Here is a 16907-nt window from a genome sequence, read left to right as displayed (position 1 = left end):
CAGAAGTCCGGATCTTCCGCCGCGGAACGTGCTCCCAATAGGCTGAGCGCATGCAGTTCGAACCGGGGGACCGTCGCCGCGTCCTCCCGCGCCACCTCCGGCCCGAGGTCGCCCCCGAGGTCTTCTCGTACACGATCCGTGCGGCGCGTCCGGCGGACCTGCCACACGTCCGCGAGATCTACAACCATTTCGTGAGCAACTCGGCTGTGACGCTCGACGAGCGGCGCAGCAGCATCCCGTACTGGCGTGACAAGTACGCGCTGCTCACTCGCCTGGAACTGCCGTTCCTCGTGGCGGTCTCGCCGGCCGGCGTGGTCATGGGATACGCGCTCGCGCAGCCCTGGGCCGGTAAGAACGCCTACAAGTACACGGTCGAGGACTCGATCTACCTCGGACCGGGCGCGGGCGGGAAGGGGCTCGGCGCGGCCCTGCTCCAGGCGCTGATCGATGCCTGCGAGCAGATCGGCCTGCGCGAGATGGTCGCGGTGATCAGCGACCGCGGTGCGGAGGCGTCGATCCGGCTGCACGAGAAGCTGGGGTTCGTCGAAGCCGGTCGCATGGGCCGGGTCGGCTACAAGTTCGGTCGCGACCTCGGCACGGTGTACATGCGGCGCGTGCTCAAGCCGACCGGACGCCGTCGTAGGCTCTTCGGCGCGCGCTGACGACCTCGCGGGTCGCGGCGGCTCAGTCGCTGGAGGGGCGAGGGGGAGCAGCCGGGATCACCGGGATCGCCGCGAGCAGCGTCTTCGTGTAGTCCTCCGTGGGCTGCAGCAGCACATCCTGCGTCGAACCCCGCTCGACGATGTGGCCGTCCTTCATCACGACGACCGCGTCGCACAGGTTCTGCACCACGCCGATGTCGTGCGACACCAGCAGGAGCGTGAGATCGGTCGTGCGGCGGAGCTCGATCAGCAGCTCGAGGATCTGCGCGCGCACCGTCACGTCGAGGGCGGAGAGCGGCTCGTCGCCGACCAGGATGCGGGGGCGGTGCACGATCGCCCGGGCGAGCGCGATCCGCTGGCGCTGGCCGCCGGAGAACTCGTGCGGATAACGGTCGCCCATCTCGGGCTCGAGCCCGACCTGCGCCAGCACTTCGCGTACTCGCGCCCGGTGGTCTCCCTCGATGCCGAGCGCCCACAGCGGCTCCCGCACGATCTGACCGGCGGTCATCCGCGGGTCGAGCGACGCGTACGGATCCTGGAAGACCAGCCCGGTCTCCCGACGCAGCCAGTGCAGCGACTTCGCAGATGCCGCAGCGTCGACAGGCCGCCCGTCGATCGACACCGTCCCGGTCGTGGGACGGTCGAGGCCGAGCAGCAGCCGCACGAGCGTGGACTTCCCCGATCCCGACTCGCCGATGATCCCCACCGACGAGCCCTCGACGACATCGAGGTCGGTCGCCGCCAGCGCCGTCTGCGTGCGGGTGCGCTCGAACGCGGTCCGCTTCGGGACGACGAAGTCGCGGCGGAGTCCCCGTGCCTCGATCAGACTCATGCGGCACCGCCGTTCGGGCGCCAGAGAGTCGCAGTCGCATCCCGCAGCAGGCCCTGGGTGACCGGCGAGGCAGGAGTCGACAGCAGCGTCGAGACGGGGGCGGCCTCGACGACGCGTCCGTGCTCGAGCACCACGCCCTCGGTCGCGACCTGCGCGAGCACGGCGAGGTCGTGCGTGATGAACACGAGCGACATCCCCTCGTCGGCGACGAGCGCGAGCAGCAGGGAGAGGATCTCGGCCTGGATCGTGACGTCGAGCGCGGTGGTCGGCTCGTCGGCGATGAGCAGCCGCGGACGACAGGCGAGTGCCATGGCGATCGCGACGCGCTGGCGCTGACCGCCCGAGAGCTGGTGCGGGTACCGGTCCACGATCGACTCGGGATCGGGGAGCCGTACGCGTGCCGCTTCCGCGATCGCGCGTTCCCGGGCTTCCCGACGGCCGAGCCCCTCGTGGATGCGGATGGATTCGGCGATCTGCCTCCCCACCGTCCGGATGGGGTTGAGTGCAGTCCGGGGCTCCTGGAACACGATGCCGATGTCGTCCCCGCGGAGCTTCGCGAGCTCCCGATCTGGCATCCCGATCAGCTCGACGCCGTTCCAGCGGATGCTGCCGCTCGCGGTCGCGCCGTCAGGGAGCAGCCCGAGGACCGCGAGGGCGGTGAGCGACTTGCCGGATCCGGATTCACCGATCAGCCCGAGCCGCGCGCCGTCGGGTACCTCGAACGAGATCCCGTCGACGACGCGGCGCCCGTCGATCTCGACCACCAGATCCCGCACGGACAGGCTCATGCGACCACTCCCGGGGTGTGGACCTCGGCGGCGCGGTGCCGCAGGGTCGGATCGGTCGCCTCGCGGAGCCCGTCTCCGAGCAGGTTGAGCGCGAGCACGGTGATCGTGATGGCGAGCCCCGGCCAGATCACCGACAGCGGGTGCACGCCGATGTAGCGCTGGAGGTCGGCGAGCAGCAGTCCCCAGCTCGGCTCGACCACCGATGCGCCGAATCCGAGGTAGGACAGGCCGGCCTCGGCGAGCACCGCGACCGCCATCGACCAGGAGAGCTGCACGATGAAGACCGGGGCGACGTTCGGCAGCAGGTGCCGCACGAGACTCTGCGTCGGTGTGAGGCCGGCGGCGCGGGCGGCGAGCACGAAGTCGCTCTGCTGCACGCGGCGCAGCTCCGGTCGGGTGACACGGGCGATGTTCACGCCGAAGCCGATCCCCACGGCCCAGATCACGACCCAGAGCGACCCGCCCCAGACGGACGAGATCATCATGGCGATCAGCAGCACGGGGAAGGCGATCAGGATGTCGACGAGAACCGCGACGGTCTCACGCATCCACCGCGCGGTGAGGGCGCCGAGGGCGGCCAGGGCGATGCCGACGAGCGTGGCCACGATTCCCGCGCCGACGCTGACGAAGACGGTCGTGCGCGCGCCCGCCATCAGCAGGCTCAGGATGTCGCGGCCGGTGTCGTCGGTGCCGAGCAGGTGCGGCCAGCTCGGCGGCAGCCAGCGGTCGCCGATGTCCGACGCCTGCGGGTCGAACGGGGTCCAGAACAGCGCCACGATCGCGGTCAGGGCGATCACGACGACGACGATGATCCCGAAGCGCCCCGTGGGGGTGCCCCAGAGTCGGCCGAGCCAGCGCGGCGTCATGCGGCCTCCCGCTGTCGAGGATCGATGGCGCGGTGCAGCAGGTCGACGACGAAGCCCACCACCAGCACGAAGCCGGTCAGCACGAGGAGCTCGCTCTGCACCTTGATGAGGTCGCGGGTGCCGACGTCGGCGACCAGCATCCGTCCGATGCCGGGGAGGGTGAACAGCTGCTCGATGACCACGGATCCGACGATGATCCCGGCGACCTGGAGTCCGAGCACCGTGATGATCGACAGTCCCACCGCAGGGATACCGTGCTGGATGAGCGCGCGCGTGCGGGTCAGCCCTTTCGCCGCGGCCGTGCGGACGAAGTCCTGTCCGGCGGCCTGCAGGGTCGCGCTGCGCACGAAGCGCATGAGCATGGCGCCCTCGACCACGCCGATCGTCAGCGCGGGGAGCAGCAGCGATTCGATCGCCCGCCCGGGCGTCGACCAGCCGGTGCGGGGGAATCCCTGCGGCGGAAGCCAGCCGAGCCACACCGAGAACACGACGATGAGCATCATGCCGGCCCACACGACGGGCACGGCGGCCAGCGTCTGGGCGCCGACGCTGAGGGCGGTGCCGGTGCGGCGGCCGCGCAGGAGGGCGGCGAGGATCCCGAACGGCACCGCGATGAGCACGGCGATGAGCAGCGACATGATGCCCAGGGGCACGGTGACCTGGGCCTTGAGCAGCAGTTCTTCGCCCACCGAGGCGCCAGAGAGCAGTGAGGTGCCGAGGTCACCCCGGAAGATCCCGCCGATCCAGTCGGTGTACTGCGTGAAGAGCGGCTGGTTCAGCCCGAGCGACTCCCGGAGGGCGTCGACCTCGGCGGGGGACGCCTGGGTGCCGGCGATCAGCTGAGCGACGTCTCCCGGGAAGACCCGGAGGGTGAGGAAGATGAGCACGCTCGACACGAGGAGCCCTGCGATGAGCAGGGCTCCTCGGACGAGCGCGTAGCGGATCACGAAGGGGTGACCGCTTGCTACTTCTCTGCGGAGACGGTCACGCCGGCGAGGTTGATCCGGGAGTTGATCGAGTCCTCGGGGAATCCGGCGACGATCGGTGCCACGGCCGTGATGGTCTCGCCGTTGTACAGCCAGTCGGCAGCGTGGTCCTCCGACACGATGCGCGCGGCCTGCGCCAGCAGCTCAGCGGACTTGTCGGGGTCCACCTCGGCCAGAGCCTTGGAGTACAGGTCCTGCACCTCGGCGTTGTCGTAGCCGAAGTAGTAGTCGGGGTTGGCGAAGTTGCCGAAGTCGCGTGGCTCGACGTGCAGCACGAAGCTGAGGTCGTAGTCCTTGTTCGTGTACACGTCTTCGAGCCAGGTCGGGAACTCGACCGAATTGACGTCGAGGGAGACGCCGACCTTCTTGAAGTCGGAGATCAGCACCTTGGGCACCGTCGTCCCGTAGAACGCGGGGATCGTGAGGGTGAGCTCCAGGTCTTCCTGGCCGGCTTCGGCGAGCAGCTCCTTGGCCTTCTCCGGGTCGTACGAGATCACGTCCGACAGGTCTTCGTAGCCGGGGTCGAGCTCGGGGATCGGACCGAACAGCGTCGTGCCGGCACCGACGGCCTCGATCAGCGCATCGTGGTCGATGGCGAGGCGGAGTGCCTCACGCACGCGGACGTCGTCGAGCGGCGCCTTCTTGTTGTTGAACGCCAGAGTGGCCTTGTCGGTGGTGCGGCCCTTCGTCAGTGCGAAGTCGCCGGAGTCCTCGAGCTGCGGGGCGAGGTTGGGATCGACGGCGGTGAGCACATCGACGTCGCCGGCGAGGGCGGCGTTGACGCCGGCCGTGAAGTCGGGGATGTACTGGAACTCGACCTGCGCGACACCGGCCGGGTCTCCCCAGTAGTCGTCATTGCGGGCGAAGGTGATGGTGCTGCCCTTGTTCCAGCGGGTCAGCGTGAACGGCCCGGTGCCGTTCTCGGCCGACTTCAGGTCGGTGGTGTCGCCGGTCTTGAAGACCAGCCCCGCCGGACCCGTCAGAGCGAACAGGAAGTTCTGGTTCGGCTCGGTGAGCGCGATCTGCACCGTGGTGGCATCCGGAGCCGTGATCGACGAGACGGCCGCGAAGTCGGCGTTCCCCTGCACGGTGGCGTCGGTGCGCACGGTCTCGTAGGAGGACACCACGTCGGCGGAGGTGAGCGGGGTGCCGTCGTGGAAGAGGATCCCTTCACCGAGGGTGAACGTGTACGTCAGGCCGTCGTCGGAGACCTCGTAGTCCGAGGCGAGACGCCCTTCGATCTCGTTGTCCTGCGTGCGGGTGACCAGGCCCTCGTAGATGTTGTCGATGAGGATCTGCTCGAGAGCCGCGCCACTGGTGTGCCGGATGTCGAGGTTGGTCGGTTCGAGGACCAGTCCCACGTGCAGGGTCGCGTCGGGGTCGGGCTCGCCGGCGCTCTCGGAAGGGCTGGGCGCGGGGGAGCCGGCGCAGGCGCTGAGGATGACGGCGGTGGCCGCGAGCGCGGAGATCAGCGCGAGACGTCGGGTGCGTCGGAACATGGGGCGATTCCTCTCGGTGCGGCAGTTGCTGTGTGCCGTTGGATCGAGCCTAGAGTTGCGTGGCGGGGTGCGGGTCGGGTGTGGAACGGAACGTCATATTCCGCGAGCGGCGGATGCTGTCGCGATGAGGCCGGCCAGCTCGACCGGGGCAGTCTCCTGCACGTTGTGCGTCGCGTCCAGGGTCACGACGCGGGCTGCGGGCACTCGCCGCTGGAAGTCCGCGGCGTCGGCCTCGCTGACGAAACCGCGGGCGGCGCGGACGAGGGTGATCGGGGCGCGGACTCCGGACAGGTCGTCCCATCCGGTCTCGTGGAGGACCGACGGCGCGGTGGCCGACCCGGGGTCGTGCGCGGCGAGGGCGTGTGCGGCGAGGTGTGCGAAGTGGTGCTTCCACTCCACGCGACCGTCGGGGCGCACGCGGGTGTTGAGGAACACACCGCGTTCGGTCTCGGGACGGCTGCCGCCGAAGCCGAGCGAGATCGCCTTGTCGACGAGCTCGTCCCGGGAGGCGAAGTCCGTGGGGCCGGCGTAGAACTCGCGCAGCGCCGCCGGTCCGGCGGTGACGTCGATCCCGGGGGTGATGTCGACGATGACGAGCTCGGCGACCAGATCAGGGCGAGTAGCCGCGAGGGCGGCACCCGTGAGTCCGCCGAGCGAGTGCCCGACGACGACCTGGGGCTGCGTCGTCCACGCATCGAGTGCCTCGGCGACATCGCGTGCGAGGGTGCGCGGGGTGTAGTCGACGTCGTCCCGCCAGGACGAGTCGCCGTGGCCGGCCAGGTCGATCGCGAGCAGCGGCAGCCCGAGCGCGAGAGACGTCGTGTCCCACGTGTGCGCGTTCAGGCCCGCGCCGTGCAGGAGTGTGACCTGGGGCGCCTCTCCGCCGAACCGCAGAGCGCTCAGGGAGCGTCCGTCGGAGAGGGGGAGGGTGAGACGCTCCACCTCCGGGAGGGGAACGCCGAGCGCTTCGGCCTGTGCGGGAAGATAGCTGAACTCGCTGATGTCGATCGCCACGTGGATATTCTGCTCCTCCGCGATGACGCAGGAGAAATGCGGGAGCAGTGTGCCAATCATCTTTTGAGTATTGGGTGTCATTCTGGTGAAACTTTGTCATTGGCTCCTGGCATTGTGCATTCCACGCCATCGAAGCTCGCCGAGACCGTGAGCGCGACCGCCGAATATCATGGAGTCATGAGTGAGACGCGTGTGCACCTGTCCAAGACCGAGCCGACCGCGTATCAGGCGCTCGATGCGTTCTCGAAGACCGTCGGGCAGATCTGCGCGGCGAACGGCATCGACGATCGTCTCAAGGAGATCGTCATGATCCACTGCTCCCAGCTCAACGGCTGCGCGTACTGCGCCCGTATCCACGTCGACCGGGCTGTCGCCGCCGGCATCGACACCGACACGCTCACCCAGATCCCGACCTGGCGCGAGAGCGGCGTGTTCAGCGAGCGGGAGCGCGCGGCGCTCGAACTCGCCGAGGCTTTCACCTTCATCTCCGAGGACGGGGTGTCCGACGAGGTGTACGACCTGGTCGGCAGCGTCTTCACCGAGAAGGAGTATGCGGCCCTCAGCTGGGCATGCGTCTCCATCAACGCGTTCAACCGTGTCGTGATCGCCGGACGCTACCCGGTTCCCCCGCGGACGCCACAGGCTCAGGCATGACGATCCTCGAGGTCGACGGTGTCACCAACGTCCGAGATGTCGGCGGTATGCCGGCGTCGGGCGGCCGCATCCGCGCGGGTGTCCTGTTGCGGTCAGGCCAGCTCTCCGGGGCCACGACCAGAGGAGCGGCCGCGCTCCGTGCGAAGGTGCAGCACATCGTCGACCTCCGCGACGGCGAGGAGGTGGCAGCCGAGCCCACCGAGATCGAGGGGCCGGACACCACGCATCTCCCGCTGTTCCTGGGGTCGGTCCGTTCGTTCTTCGAAGCCGACACGAGCCTCGACGACCTCTATCTGCATCTGCTCGAGGAGAGTGGAGAGCGGCTGGTCGAGGCCATCCGCATCATCGCCGTGGGGGCACCCACATTGGTGCACTGCACGGTCGGGAAGGACCGCACCGGGGTGACGGTCGCCCTCGCGCTCTCCGCTGTCGGAGCAGATCGCGAGGCGGTGATCGCCGACTATGCGCTCACGGAGTCGCAGCTGCCGGCGGAGCGCTCGCGGCGCATCGCCGCCTATCTCCGTGCCGAGCACCCCGAAGCGGTGCATGCGGTGGCTCTCGCGACGCAGTCGCCCGCGTCGGTGATGCGGAGTCTGCTGGAGCAGGTCGATGAGCGCTGGGGTTCTGCGGCGGGTTACCTGCGGGCCAACGGGATGACCGAGGCAGAGCTCGACGCGTTGAGGTCCGCGCTCGTCGAGCCGGTGGAGTAGCCCGCGTCACGCCCGCCGGTTCCTCGCGCGACGAAGGTTAGGCAAGCCTTCACTTGGTGTACGATGAGAGCATCATGAACACCTCGCTCGAGACTCGCAGCACGCGCGCAGCACGCCGCGCGGCACGTCAGCGCGCGCACCACCTGGTGACGGCGGACGAACAGTCCCTCACCGAGCTCGAGGTGTTCCTGACGACGCTCCCGCTGTGCGCGTCCGGACGCATCTTCATCGAGGTGCCCTCGGTCGCCGACATCGGCGTGATCGAGGCTCCGGGGCGCATGACGGTCACGTGGCTGGCTCGCGAGCAGCGTTCCGGTGCTCCCGGCAGCGGGCGTGCCTGCGCCCCCGGTCAGGCCCTGGCCCGCGCGACCTGCGCGTGGGCCGACGAGATGATGTGCGACGACGAGATCGAGACGCGCGTCACGCTGCTCGGCGGCTACCTCGGCACCGCCGACATCGTCGAGCACCTGACGAGCGCGCTGGAGATCTCGCCCGCACTCATCCACGCGCCCGAGCGCTTCGGCCTGCTTCCCGCCGACCGCTGATCACGCGAGCGCGGCGTCAGCGAGACCGGCGCACGTAGTTGCCGTCTTCCAGCCCCGCCTCGATCTCGAAGCGGTTGCGCAGCGGATCCCGGCCGGCGATCAGATACAGCACGGGCATCAGGAAGCCGTAGCGGAGCCACTGCTCCTTGTGCACGGCTTCGTGGCGCAGGACAGCATCGCTCGGGCGGGCGTCACCGGTCAGGAAGCACCCGCCGACGCACACTCCACCGCGATTGAAGGTCCACGTCGGCATGCCCCGGAAGATCCACAGCCCGGCCCGCCGCTCGACGGGTCCGGTGCTCCACAACGAGCCCCAGAGCCAGCCGACGGCCGTACCCCAGGCATAACCGAGGCGACTGATCGGCGAACGCAGGAGGAACGCGGGGATCCGGCGATCGAAGCGCCGCCCGCGGGCCAGCGCTTCGTCGGCGGCAGAGCGCCGGTCCGCAACCGTGCTCATGCGACGGCTCCGACCAACCGGAGCAGCGCCCCGAGGTCGTCGACGGCATCAGCCGGCGTTCGAGGAGCGAAGCCGGCGATCGTCGCACCGGCCAGTGGGATCTCGGCGCGCAGCGCGCGGATCGCGGTGCTCAGGGCCGCGGGGGAGAGCCCGAATGGCACGGAGGAAGACACACCGGCGAAGTCGGAGGGATCGAGCACATCCACGTCGATGTGGACCCAGACCCGTGATGCCCCGGTGGCTCTGACCGCGTCGAGGAGCGCATCGGGCCGTTCGAGGTCGTCGACGGAGAGGTTCGTCAGGCCCTCGAGCGGGACGACCTCGGCGTCGTCGAGATTGCGCACGCCCACGGTGACCACCCGGTCGGCGGAGATCGCGGGGGAGAGGACGAGTTGCTCCTCGCCCTCGCCGAGCAGGGCACGCAACGCCATTCCGGAGAACGCTCCGGAAGGGGAGGTCTCGGGAGTGTGCAGGTCGGCATGGGCGTCGCACCACACGACGGCGAGGTCATCCGTGCCACCCGGGAGGGCACCGATCGCGGCGACAGTGACGCTGCAGTCGCCGCCGATCACGACCGTGTCCGCATCGATGTGCCCGTGCGTGAGCTCGCGTGTGCGGATGAGCGCGCTCAGGCGGCGGACCCCGGTGCCGAGGGACTCGCCGGCCTCGACCGGAACCTCCAGCATGGTCGTCGCCGCCCGGGGGAGGTCTCCGGCGATGGCTCCAGCACCGTCGACGAGGAGCATCGCGCGCGGTGCGGGTGAGCCCTGCCACTGCGGGATGACGAGGAATCGCACCATGGGTGCCTCCCAGAAGACGAGCGCGGATGCCCCGGGCGCACGGCCCGGGACATCCGCTGGTGGTGTCAGTTGCCTTCGATGGCCTGACGGGGAGCGCTGCCGCCGGCCTTGAGCTCAGCCAGACGTGCCTCGACCTCGGTCAGCTCGCCGAGATCTTCCAGGCTCTCGAACTGTGCGTCGAGGCTCGACGCCGCGAGCTCGATCTTTCCCTGGGCGATGGCCTCCTGGCGGCGGACCTTGTCTTCGAACCGACCCAGTTCGCTGGTGGGGTCGAGCACGTTGATCGAGCCCACAGCGTCCTGCACCTTGGTCTGCGCCTCGGCGACCTTGGCGCGCGCGAGAAGCTCGCTGCGCTTGTTCTTCAGCTCGACGAGCTTGTCCTTCATGCCGTTGAGGCCGCTCTTGAGCTTGTCGACGATCTCGGTCTGCGCCGCGATCTGCGGCTCGGCGCCGGTCGCCTCGCGCTCAGCGCTGATCTGGCGCTGCAGGGCGATCTTGGCGAGGTTGTCGAACTTGTCGGCATCCGTGGCGTCGCCGCTCTTGCGCATCTCGTCGGCCTTGCGGCTGGCGGCGAGGGCCTTGTTGCCCCACTCGGTCGCGGCCTGGACGTCTTCCTCGTGGTCACGCTCGAGGAGTCGCAGGTTTCCGATGGTCTCGGCGATCGCGGATTCGGCGTCGGCGATGCTGTTCGTGTAGTCGCGAACGAGCTGGTCGATCATCTTCTGCGGGTCTTCCGCGGAATCCAGGAGCGAGTTGATGTTCGCGCGGACGAGGGTCGAGATACGTCCGAAGATGGACTGCTTGGTCATGCGTGATTCCTTTCAGAGGGCGTCTTCGAGAGCTTGGCGTATGTGTCTGTGTGGGGGATCAGAAGCGTCTACCTCCGGATCGACCGCTGCGGCCGCCGCCGCGGGATCCTCCGCCGCCGAAACCGGAGCTGCGGAAACCCCCGCCCCCGGAGGAGCGCCAGCCGCTGCTGCCGCTCCGGCGCGATGAGCCGCCGCCGCCACCGGCGAGGAGCCCGCCGATGATGCCGCCGAGGATGTCGCCGCCGATTCCGGAGCCGCCGGAGGAAGAGCCGCCGCCGAACGGGCTGCCCCAGCCGCTGTCGTAGCCGGGAGGGTTGTATGCCTGGACATCGGATTGCGCGGCGGACGTGGCCTGGCCGGCGAGAGCGAGTGCGCGGTTGGCCTCGGCCAGAGACGCCTCGGGGTCGGTGGCGCGGAGGTTCAGGGCCTGCGTGAGGCTGGCCTCGGCGTTGGCGAGCCTGGTTCGTGCGGTCGAACCGACCGTGCCGCGGCGGGTCTCGATGAACTCGCGCGCCGCGCGGATCTCGGAATTCGCCTGCGCGAGCGTCTGCTCGAGCATCTGCTGCACGCGGCGGGAGCGCTCGACGCCTTCTCTGCCCTGGGCGATGGCCGCATCGATCTGCGCGTTCGCAGCGCTGAGCGCCTCGAGCACCCGCTGCGGATTGCGCTTCGTGCTCGCGAGGTCGGCCTGCGCCAGCTGCAGCTGCTGCGCGGTCGCGGAGGAAGCCGCCGCGATCGCACCGGTCGCGTCGGGCAGCTGCTGCGCCGCGGCGATGTCGGCCTGCAGTTCGGTGACGAGTGCCTGCGATTGGGTCTCGATGGCGGCCAACTCGGCGCCCAGGGTCGAGACCGCCTGGGCGAGTTGGGCGGCCTGTGCGACCGACTGCTCGGCGGTGCGGATCGCGAAGGCGGCCTCACCGGAGCGGCCCGCCGCGATCGCCTGCGCGGCCGCCTCGATCGAGCGGTCGGCCAGCTCGGCGCGCTCCTGTGCCTGCGCGGGATTGTCGGCGACCGTCGTGAGGGCCGCCGGGTCGTACGTCGCCGACAGCGTGGACAGCGCCGGCGCGGCGGAGGCGAGGACCGGGTTCAGTGCCGCGCGTTCGCCGCGGACCCTCTCGAGTTCCTGCGGGGCGTTCTGCTCGAGCTTTCGGAGCGCGTCGAACGCCTCGGTGTTGTCGTCGAGCAGGTCATCGATCTCTTCGGCGATCCGGATGATGCGGATGTGCCAGGCCCGTCGATCGTGGATCGTGTCCTCGATCTCGTCGTCGAGCTTCTGCTTGAGGTCGAACGCCTCGGCGATCTTCGCCTTCGCCGCGTCGACGACCCGGGTGAACTCCTCGGTGGCCCCCTCGCCGAACTGCGCGACCGCGAAGCCGAGCTCCTCTTTGCTCGAGGTGATGGCGTCATCGGCCTGCACGAGTGCGAGTCCTGCCTGCGTTTCGACCTGCTCGTCGGTGAGGGTGGAGAACGGATCGGCGGGGTCGGGTGTCTCCGGCATCGCGCCGCGCTTGCGGATCTCGGCGTTGCGACGCGCGCGTCGCACCAGCGCGATGACGAGCCAGACGAGCAGAGCGGCGGCGATGACCCCCACGACGATCAGCACGGTGCGCAGCGCGCCCGCGCCGCCGTCTCCCTGGATCTCGTCGGCGGCGAGAGTGATCGCGCCGACCCAGTCGCCGTCGGCGGCGAATGGAACCATCTTGTCTTCGATCGTGTCGAGCTGGTCGAAGCTCACCGGCCCGTCGGGCGCTGCCGAGATGTAGTAGCTGCGGCCGTCCACGGCGATCGCGAGCAGGTACTGCTCGCTGCCGAGGTTGTTGCTGTCGGCGACGGTGTCGGCCCATTTGACGTTGTCGCTCGGGTTGGTGAAGTCGTCGACCAGCACGACGAACAGATCGGCGTTCGAGTTGGCGGTCAGCTCCTCGAGCCGGGCCTCGACAGTGGCCTCCTCGTCGGCGCTGAGCACGTCGGCCTGGTCGGTGACGTAGCCGGCGTCGAGAGTGAGCGGATCGGTGGCGGAGGCGGCGGGCGCGGTGAGCACTCCTGCCACGGCGGCCAGCGCGAGTGCGGCCAGCGTGAGCCACCGTTTCGTCATCGTGTTCCCTCCGACCGGCAGCCGAGCCCCATGTCATGAGTCTATGCACAGAGCCCGACACGCGACAGCACCAGCGGCGGGTTCGCCGTTCGCCCTCAGCGGAGGCACATACGCTGGAAGGCATGGACGACATGTACGGTTCGGATGTGCTGGCGGCGGGCTGGCGCGACCGCGGCGCGAAGAAGGTGCCGCAGGTCGCGGCGGAGGCGGATCTGGTCGTCGAGGTCGCCGATGACGGCTTCTGTGGAGCCGTCACCCGCGTGCAGGGCGGCAACGTCGAGCTGGAGGACCGCCTCGGCCGCCGACGGCTGTTCCCGCTCGGCGGCGGCTTCCTCATCGACGGAGCTCCGGTGCGCCTCGTCGTTCCAGCCGCGAAGGAACAGGGACCGCGTCGCACGGCATCCGGATCGTTCGTCGTCGCCGACCAGCGGGCGCGCGTCGCCCTGCCCAGTCGCATCCTCGTCGAGGGCCGGCACGACGCCGAGCTGGTGGAGAAGGTCTGGGGCGCCGATCTGCGCGTCGAAGGTGTGGTCGTCGAGTTCCTGCAGGGCGTCGACCTGCTCGACGAGCTGCTGGCCGCCGAGCCTCCCAGTGCCACCCGCCGGTACGGCGTGCTCGTCGACCACCTCGTGCCGGGCTCCAAGGAGACCAGGATCGCGCAGGCCATCGCGCGCGGGCCGCACGGTCGACACCTCCGCATCGTCGGACACCCGTTCATCGATGTCTGGCAGTGCGTCACCCCGCGTGCCCTCGGCATCGCGAAGTGGCCCGAGATCCCGCGCGGCATCGAATGGAAGGTCGGGATCTGCCGTGCCTTCGGGTGGCCCCACGAGACGCAGGCGGACATCGCTCGCGCGTGGCAGCACATCCTCTCGAAGGTGACCACGTATAGGGACCTGGAGCCTGCGCTGCTCGGCCGCGTGGAGGAACTCATCGACTTCGTCACGGCCCCGGCGGGCTGAACGCCGCCACCAGGGACGCAGGGAGCGGGGCGCCGACGACTACCCTGGAATCATGCCCGAACCCCGTACCTTCCGAGACGAGCCGGTGTCGTTCGTACGCCGCAGCGGCCGGATGTCCGAGGCGCAGGAGCGCGCCTTCGCCGATCTCGGCCCGCACTATCTGCTCGACGTCCCGCGCGACGTCGCCTGGACCTCGGTGCACCCGGAGGCCCGCCTCGACCCGGCGACCGAGTACGGCCGTGCCGCCGACCTCTACGTGGAGATCGGCTCCGGGCAGGGGCACGCGATCGTCGCGGCGGCCTCCTCCCGTCCGGATGACGACTTCCTCGCCGTCGAGGTGTTCCGCGCCGGCCTCGCCCGGACGATGCTCGATGCCGACAGGGAGGGCGCCCGCAACGTCCGCGTGGTCGAGGCGAACGCACCGGAGGTGCTCTCGTCGTACCTTCCCGAGGCCGCGGTGCGCGAGGTCTGGATCTTCTTCCCCGACCCGTGGCACAAGAAGAAGCACACCAAGCGGCGCCTGGTGCGGCCCGGATTCGGCGACACCGCGGCGAGGGCTCTGCAGGACGGCGGTCTGCTGCGGCTCGCGACGGACTGGGAGGACTACGCGCTGCAGATGCGTGAGGTGCTCGACGCGGAGCCGCTGTTCGAGCGTGCGTTCGAGGGGGAATGGGCCGAGCGCTTCGACGGTCGGGTGATGACCGCGTTCGAGCGCAAGGGCATCGCGAAGGGGCGCGACATCCGCGATCTGGTCTACCGGCGCAGGGCGCGCCCGTGACCGAGGTTCGACGCGAGACGAGGCTGGGCCTCGGCATCGTGCCGGCGTTGCTCGTGTGCGCCGCCGCGCCGGCGTTCTTCGTGCTGGAGATCCCGTGGCTGGGCTGGGTGCTGCTCGCGCTGGGGATCGTGATCGCCTGGTCGCTCGAACGCGGCCGTCCGGCGGAGGACCAGGTCGTCAGCATGGGAGCGCGGCGAGAGACCGCGAAGGCGATCGGCGTGCACCGACCGCCATCGCTCACGAGGGACCTCTCGCTGATCGCCGTGGGCCTGCTGATCGTCAGCATCATCCCGCTGGCCGCCGAACTCGACAACCTCGCGATGCTGCGCTTCACGCTCGCGCTGGGCGGTGCGGTCGCGGTGCCCTACGTCATCTCCCGGTTGGTCTACCGGGACAGGGCCATCAGCTTCCCGTGGCGCACGCACCGGCGATGGGGTCGCCTGCAGTGGGGATGGCTCGTGGCGGTGCTGATCCTGGGGTGGCTGATCCTGCCGTTCTACTTCATCACCAGCGGCGTGTACCAGAACTGGCCGGTGGTGGACACTCCCGAGCTCATCGCCCGGCTCTTCGTCGGCGTGGGCGCCGTGGGCATCTGGGACGAGCTGTTCTTCATCTGCACGGTGTTCGCGCTGCTGCGACGCCACTTCCCGAACCTGGTCGCGAACCTGCTGCAGGCGATCGTGTTCGTCTCGTTCCTCTGGGAGCTCGGATACCGCGAGTGGGGTCCGCTGCTGACGATTCCGTTCGCGCTGCTGCAGGGCTACATCTTCCTGCGCACCCACTCGCTCGCCTACGTCGTCACCGTGCACCTGCTGTTCGACGCCGTCGTGTTCGCGGTGCTCGTGCACGCGCACAACCCCGGCCTCCTGCCGATCTTCCTCGTCTGACAGAATCAGCACATGCTCATCGTCGGTCTCGTCCTCGCTGCAGCCGCCGCTGCGTTCCACGTGTTCATCTTCGCGCTCGAGTCGCTGCGGTGGACCGATCCGGAGACGAGGAAGATCTTCGGTGTCGCCAGCGAGGCGGACGCGATCACCATGAAGCAGCTCGCCTTCAACCAGGGCTTCTACAACCTCTTCCTGGCGCTGACGACCCTGCTCGGCATCGGCCTCGTGATCGTCGGATCGGAGACCGTCGGACTCACGCTGGTGTTCGCCGGCACCGCGATGATGCTCGCCGCCGCACTCGTGCTCATCCTCTCGGACCGCACGAAGGCGCGTGCCGCCGTGATGCAGGGGACGCTCCCGCTGCTGGCCGTGGTGGGCACAGCGATCGGTGTCGCGATCGGCTGAGCGCCGACCGACCGGATGCACGTCGCGGGGTGACAGGCGGGTCCGCAACCGTCACACTCGTTGCATGGCCGACTGGGTACTGCACGTGGACATGGATCAGTTCATCGCCGCGGTGGAGGTGCTGCGCAGACCCGAGCTCGCCGGGCTCCCGGTGATCGTGGGCGGACGCGGTGACCCCACGGAGCGCGCCGTCGTGTCGACCGCCTCCTACGAAGCGCGCGCCTACGGCATCGGCTCCGGTATGCCGCTCAAGATCGCGGCGCGCAAAGCTCCGGAGAACGCCGTCTTCCTGCCCGTGGATCAGGAGGCCTATGCGGTCGCGTCCGGGGAGGTGATGGCTGCGCTCCGGTCGCTGCCGGACGTGGTGCTCGAGGTCATCGGGTGGGACGAGTGCTTCCTCGGGGTGACGGCGGATGACCCGGAGGAGGTCGCGAGCGCGGCACAGGCTGCCGTGCTCGCCACGACCGAGCTGCACTGCTCGGTGGGCATCGGGGACAACAAGGTGCGCGCGAAGATCGCGACCGAGTTCGGAAAGCCGCGGGGCGTCTTCCGGTTGACGGCGGACAACTGGTTCGAGGTCATGGGCGACAAGCCGACGCGCGATCTCTGGGGAGTCGGCTCGAAGGTGCAGAAGCGACTGGCTGCGCACGGTATCGAGACGGTCCGTGAACTCGCGGACGCCGATGAGCAGACGCTGATCGCAGAGTTCGGCCCGCGGATGGGCGTCTGGTATCACGGGCTCGGCTCAGGGCTCGGACCGAGCGTCGTCGACGACACTCCGTGGGTCGCCCGCAGCCACAGCCGGGAGACCACCTACCAGCAGAACCTCACGACGAGCGAGCAGGTCGCCTCCGCCGTTCGGGAGCTGGCCGTCCAGGCCTTCGACGACTGCGCCGCCGAAGGCAGGCCCGTCGTCCGGGCGCACCTCAAAGTGCGATACGCCCCCTTCGAGACGAAGACCTTCGGCCGCAAACTCTCCGGGCCGACGAACGATCGCGAGGAGTTCGTGTCAGCTGCCCTCGCGCTCGCCGAGACGCTCGACGCCGAGCGAGAGGTTCGCCTCCTCGGCGTGCGGGCCGAGATGACGATGCCCGACGAGGGCGACGCTGCGGAGCGGACGCCGGTTCGCGGCCGGATCTGAGCCCCGCGAATGCA

At 69.5% G+C, this 16907-nt stretch carries 19 protein-coding genes; 9 read left to right on the top strand and 10 right to left on the bottom strand.

Annotation, left to right across the window (positions count from 1 at the left end; translation table 11 throughout):
• The first annotated feature begins 50 nt into the window (after nt 1-50).
• Complete coding sequence (locus tag DW298_RS15640) at nt 51-662, top strand: GNAT family N-acetyltransferase (protein WP_136043391.1); 612 nt, start codon at nt 51-53, stop codon at nt 660-662.
• A 22-nt stretch (nt 663-684) separates the two neighbouring features.
• On the opposite strand, the gene DW298_RS15635 is transcribed toward DW298_RS15640, so the two are convergent.
• The 6 genes from DW298_RS15635 to DW298_RS15610 form a co-directional block, all read right to left on the bottom strand.
• Nucleotides 685-1494: an ABC transporter ATP-binding protein gene (locus tag DW298_RS15635; protein WP_205820400.1), complete on the bottom strand. Its 810-nt coding sequence runs from the start codon at nt 1492-1494 to the stop codon at nt 685-687.
• Nucleotides 1491-2282 (bottom strand): ABC transporter ATP-binding protein, encoded by a 792-nt coding sequence (locus tag DW298_RS15630; RefSeq protein ID WP_136043390.1) that lies wholly within the window; start codon nt 2280-2282, stop codon nt 1491-1493. The genes DW298_RS15635 and DW298_RS15630 overlap by 4 nt, the downstream gene beginning before the upstream one ends.
• Nucleotides 2279-3148, bottom strand: coding sequence for an ABC transporter permease (locus DW298_RS15625; protein WP_136043389.1), 870 nt, complete (start codon nt 3146-3148; stop codon nt 2279-2281). Before DW298_RS15625 ends, DW298_RS15630 begins: the two co-directional genes overlap by 4 nt.
• Nucleotides 3145-4095 (bottom strand): ABC transporter permease, encoded by a 951-nt coding sequence (locus DW298_RS15620; RefSeq protein WP_136043388.1) that lies wholly within the window; start codon nt 4093-4095, stop codon nt 3145-3147. Before DW298_RS15620 ends, DW298_RS15625 begins: the two co-directional genes overlap by 4 nt.
• 17 nt (nt 4096-4112) lie before the next feature.
• Nucleotides 4113-5633 (bottom strand): ABC transporter substrate-binding protein, encoded by a 1521-nt coding sequence (locus DW298_RS15615; protein WP_136043387.1) that lies wholly within the window; start codon nt 5631-5633, stop codon nt 4113-4115.
• A 93-nt stretch (nt 5634-5726) separates the two neighbouring features.
• Nucleotides 5727-6707, bottom strand: a complete 981-nt coding sequence (locus DW298_RS15610; RefSeq protein WP_136043386.1) for an alpha/beta hydrolase — start codon at nt 6705-6707, stop codon at nt 5727-5729.
• Nucleotides 6708-6824: 117 nt separating this feature from the next.
• Between DW298_RS15610 and DW298_RS15605 the strand changes: the two genes are divergently transcribed.
• The 3 genes from DW298_RS15605 to DW298_RS15595 all read left to right on the top strand — a co-directional run bounded on the left by DW298_RS15605 (nt 6825) and on the right by DW298_RS15595 (nt 8556).
• Entirely contained in the window at nt 6825-7301 is a 477-nt protein-coding gene (locus DW298_RS15605) for a carboxymuconolactone decarboxylase family protein (protein ID WP_136043385.1), read from the top strand.
• Nucleotides 7298-8011, top strand: coding sequence for a tyrosine-protein phosphatase (locus DW298_RS15600; RefSeq protein WP_136043384.1), 714 nt, complete (start codon nt 7298-7300; stop codon nt 8009-8011). The genes DW298_RS15605 and DW298_RS15600 overlap by 4 nt, the downstream gene beginning before the upstream one ends.
• A gap of 74 nt (nt 8012-8085) precedes the next feature.
• Nucleotides 8086-8556 (top strand): SIP domain-containing protein, encoded by a 471-nt coding sequence (locus tag DW298_RS15595; RefSeq protein WP_136043383.1) that lies wholly within the window; start codon nt 8086-8088, stop codon nt 8554-8556.
• 16 nt (nt 8557-8572) lie between these two features.
• On the opposite strand, the gene DW298_RS15590 is transcribed toward DW298_RS15595, so the two are convergent.
• The 4 genes from DW298_RS15590 to DW298_RS15575 all read right to left on the bottom strand — a co-directional run bounded on the left by DW298_RS15590 (nt 8573) and on the right by DW298_RS15575 (nt 12720).
• Entirely contained in the window at nt 8573-9016 is a 444-nt protein-coding gene (locus tag DW298_RS15590; protein ID WP_136043382.1) for a Fe-S oxidoreductase, read from the bottom strand.
• On the bottom strand, nt 9013-9816 hold the full coding sequence (locus DW298_RS15585) for an arginase family protein (RefSeq protein WP_136043381.1): 804 nt from the start codon (nt 9814-9816) through the stop codon (nt 9013-9015). The genes DW298_RS15590 and DW298_RS15585 overlap by 4 nt, the downstream gene beginning before the upstream one ends.
• 65 nt (nt 9817-9881) lie before the next feature.
• Nucleotides 9882-10625, bottom strand: a complete 744-nt coding sequence (locus DW298_RS15580; protein WP_029261911.1) for a PspA/IM30 family protein — start codon at nt 10623-10625, stop codon at nt 9882-9884.
• 58 nt (nt 10626-10683) lie between these two features.
• Nucleotides 10684-12720 carry a TPM domain-containing protein gene (locus DW298_RS15575; RefSeq protein WP_136043380.1) on the bottom strand — a complete coding sequence of 679 codons (2037 nt, stop codon included), beginning with the start codon at nt 12718-12720 and terminating at the stop codon, nt 10684-10686.
• A gap of 122 nt (nt 12721-12842) precedes the next feature.
• Between DW298_RS15575 and DW298_RS15570 the strand changes: the two genes are divergently transcribed.
• The 5 genes from DW298_RS15570 (at nt 12843) to DW298_RS15550 (ending at nt 16893) form a co-directional block, all read left to right on the top strand.
• Nucleotides 12843-13682: a DUF3097 domain-containing protein gene (locus DW298_RS15570; protein WP_136043379.1), complete on the top strand. Its 840-nt coding sequence runs from the start codon at nt 12843-12845 to the stop codon at nt 13680-13682.
• A 52-nt stretch (nt 13683-13734) separates the two neighbouring features.
• On the top strand, nt 13735-14460 hold the full coding sequence (trmB, locus tag DW298_RS15565; protein ID WP_136043378.1) for a tRNA (guanosine(46)-N7)-methyltransferase TrmB: 726 nt from the start codon (nt 13735-13737) through the stop codon (nt 14458-14460).
• Entirely contained in the window at nt 14457-15347 is an 891-nt protein-coding gene (locus tag DW298_RS15560; protein ID WP_136043377.1) for a CPBP family intramembrane glutamic endopeptidase, read from the top strand. Before trmB ends, DW298_RS15560 begins: the two co-directional genes overlap by 4 nt.
• Nucleotides 15348-15359: 12 nt before the next feature.
• A complete protein-coding gene (locus DW298_RS15555; RefSeq protein WP_136043376.1) occupies nt 15360-15752 on the top strand; it encodes a DUF1304 domain-containing protein in 393 nt (130 codons plus the stop codon).
• Nucleotides 15753-15816: 64 nt separating this feature from the next.
• Nucleotides 15817-16893, top strand: coding sequence for a DNA polymerase IV (locus tag DW298_RS15550; protein ID WP_136043375.1), 1077 nt, complete (start codon nt 15817-15819; stop codon nt 16891-16893).
• Nucleotides 16894-16907 lie beyond the last annotated feature (14 nt).

Source organism: Microbacterium sp. A20, from assembly GCF_004794515.1.
Lineage (GTDB): Bacteria > Actinomycetota > Actinomycetes > Actinomycetales > Microbacteriaceae > Microbacterium.
This window is presented reverse-complemented; position numbering and strand designations above follow the sequence as displayed.

Coding starts and splice junctions, on each gene's coding strand:
- DW298_RS15630 (WP_136043390.1), bottom strand. CDS start 2,282: ATGAGCCTGTCCGTGCGGGATCTGGTGGTCGAGATCGACGGGCGCCGC.
- DW298_RS15640 (WP_136043391.1), top strand. CDS start 51: ATGCAGTTCGAACCGGGGGACCGTCGCCGCGTCCTCCCGCGCCACCTC.
- DW298_RS15615 (WP_136043387.1), bottom strand. CDS start 5,633: ATGTTCCGACGCACCCGACGTCTCGCGCTGATCTCCGCGCTCGCGGCC.
- DW298_RS15570 (WP_136043379.1), top strand. CDS start 12,843: ATGGACGACATGTACGGTTCGGATGTGCTGGCGGCGGGCTGGCGCGAC.
- DW298_RS15575 (WP_136043380.1), bottom strand. CDS start 12,720: ATGACGAAACGGTGGCTCACGCTGGCCGCACTCGCGCTGGCCGCCGTG.
- DW298_RS15590 (WP_136043382.1), bottom strand. CDS start 9,016: ATGAGCACGGTTGCGGACCGGCGCTCTGCCGCCGACGAAGCGCTGGCC.
- trmB (WP_136043378.1), top strand. CDS start 13,735: ATGCCCGAACCCCGTACCTTCCGAGACGAGCCGGTGTCGTTCGTACGC.
- DW298_RS15625 (WP_136043389.1), bottom strand. CDS start 3,148: ATGACGCCGCGCTGGCTCGGCCGACTCTGGGGCACCCCCACGGGGCGC.
- DW298_RS15635 (WP_205820400.1), bottom strand. CDS start 1,494: ATGAGTCTGATCGAGGCACGGGGACTCCGCCGCGACTTCGTCGTCCCG.
- DW298_RS15595 (WP_136043383.1), top strand. CDS start 8,086: ATGAACACCTCGCTCGAGACTCGCAGCACGCGCGCAGCACGCCGCGCG.
- DW298_RS15610 (WP_136043386.1), bottom strand. CDS start 6,707: ATGATTGGCACACTGCTCCCGCATTTCTCCTGCGTCATCGCGGAGGAG.
- DW298_RS15550 (WP_136043375.1), top strand. CDS start 15,817: ATGGCCGACTGGGTACTGCACGTGGACATGGATCAGTTCATCGCCGCG.
- DW298_RS15580 (WP_029261911.1), bottom strand. CDS start 10,625: ATGACCAAGCAGTCCATCTTCGGACGTATCTCGACCCTCGTCCGCGCG.
- DW298_RS15605 (WP_136043385.1), top strand. CDS start 6,825: ATGAGTGAGACGCGTGTGCACCTGTCCAAGACCGAGCCGACCGCGTAT.
- DW298_RS15585 (WP_136043381.1), bottom strand. CDS start 9,816: ATGGTGCGATTCCTCGTCATCCCGCAGTGGCAGGGCTCACCCGCACCG.
- DW298_RS15600 (WP_136043384.1), top strand. CDS start 7,298: ATGACGATCCTCGAGGTCGACGGTGTCACCAACGTCCGAGATGTCGGC.
- DW298_RS15555 (WP_136043376.1), top strand. CDS start 15,360: ATGCTCATCGTCGGTCTCGTCCTCGCTGCAGCCGCCGCTGCGTTCCAC.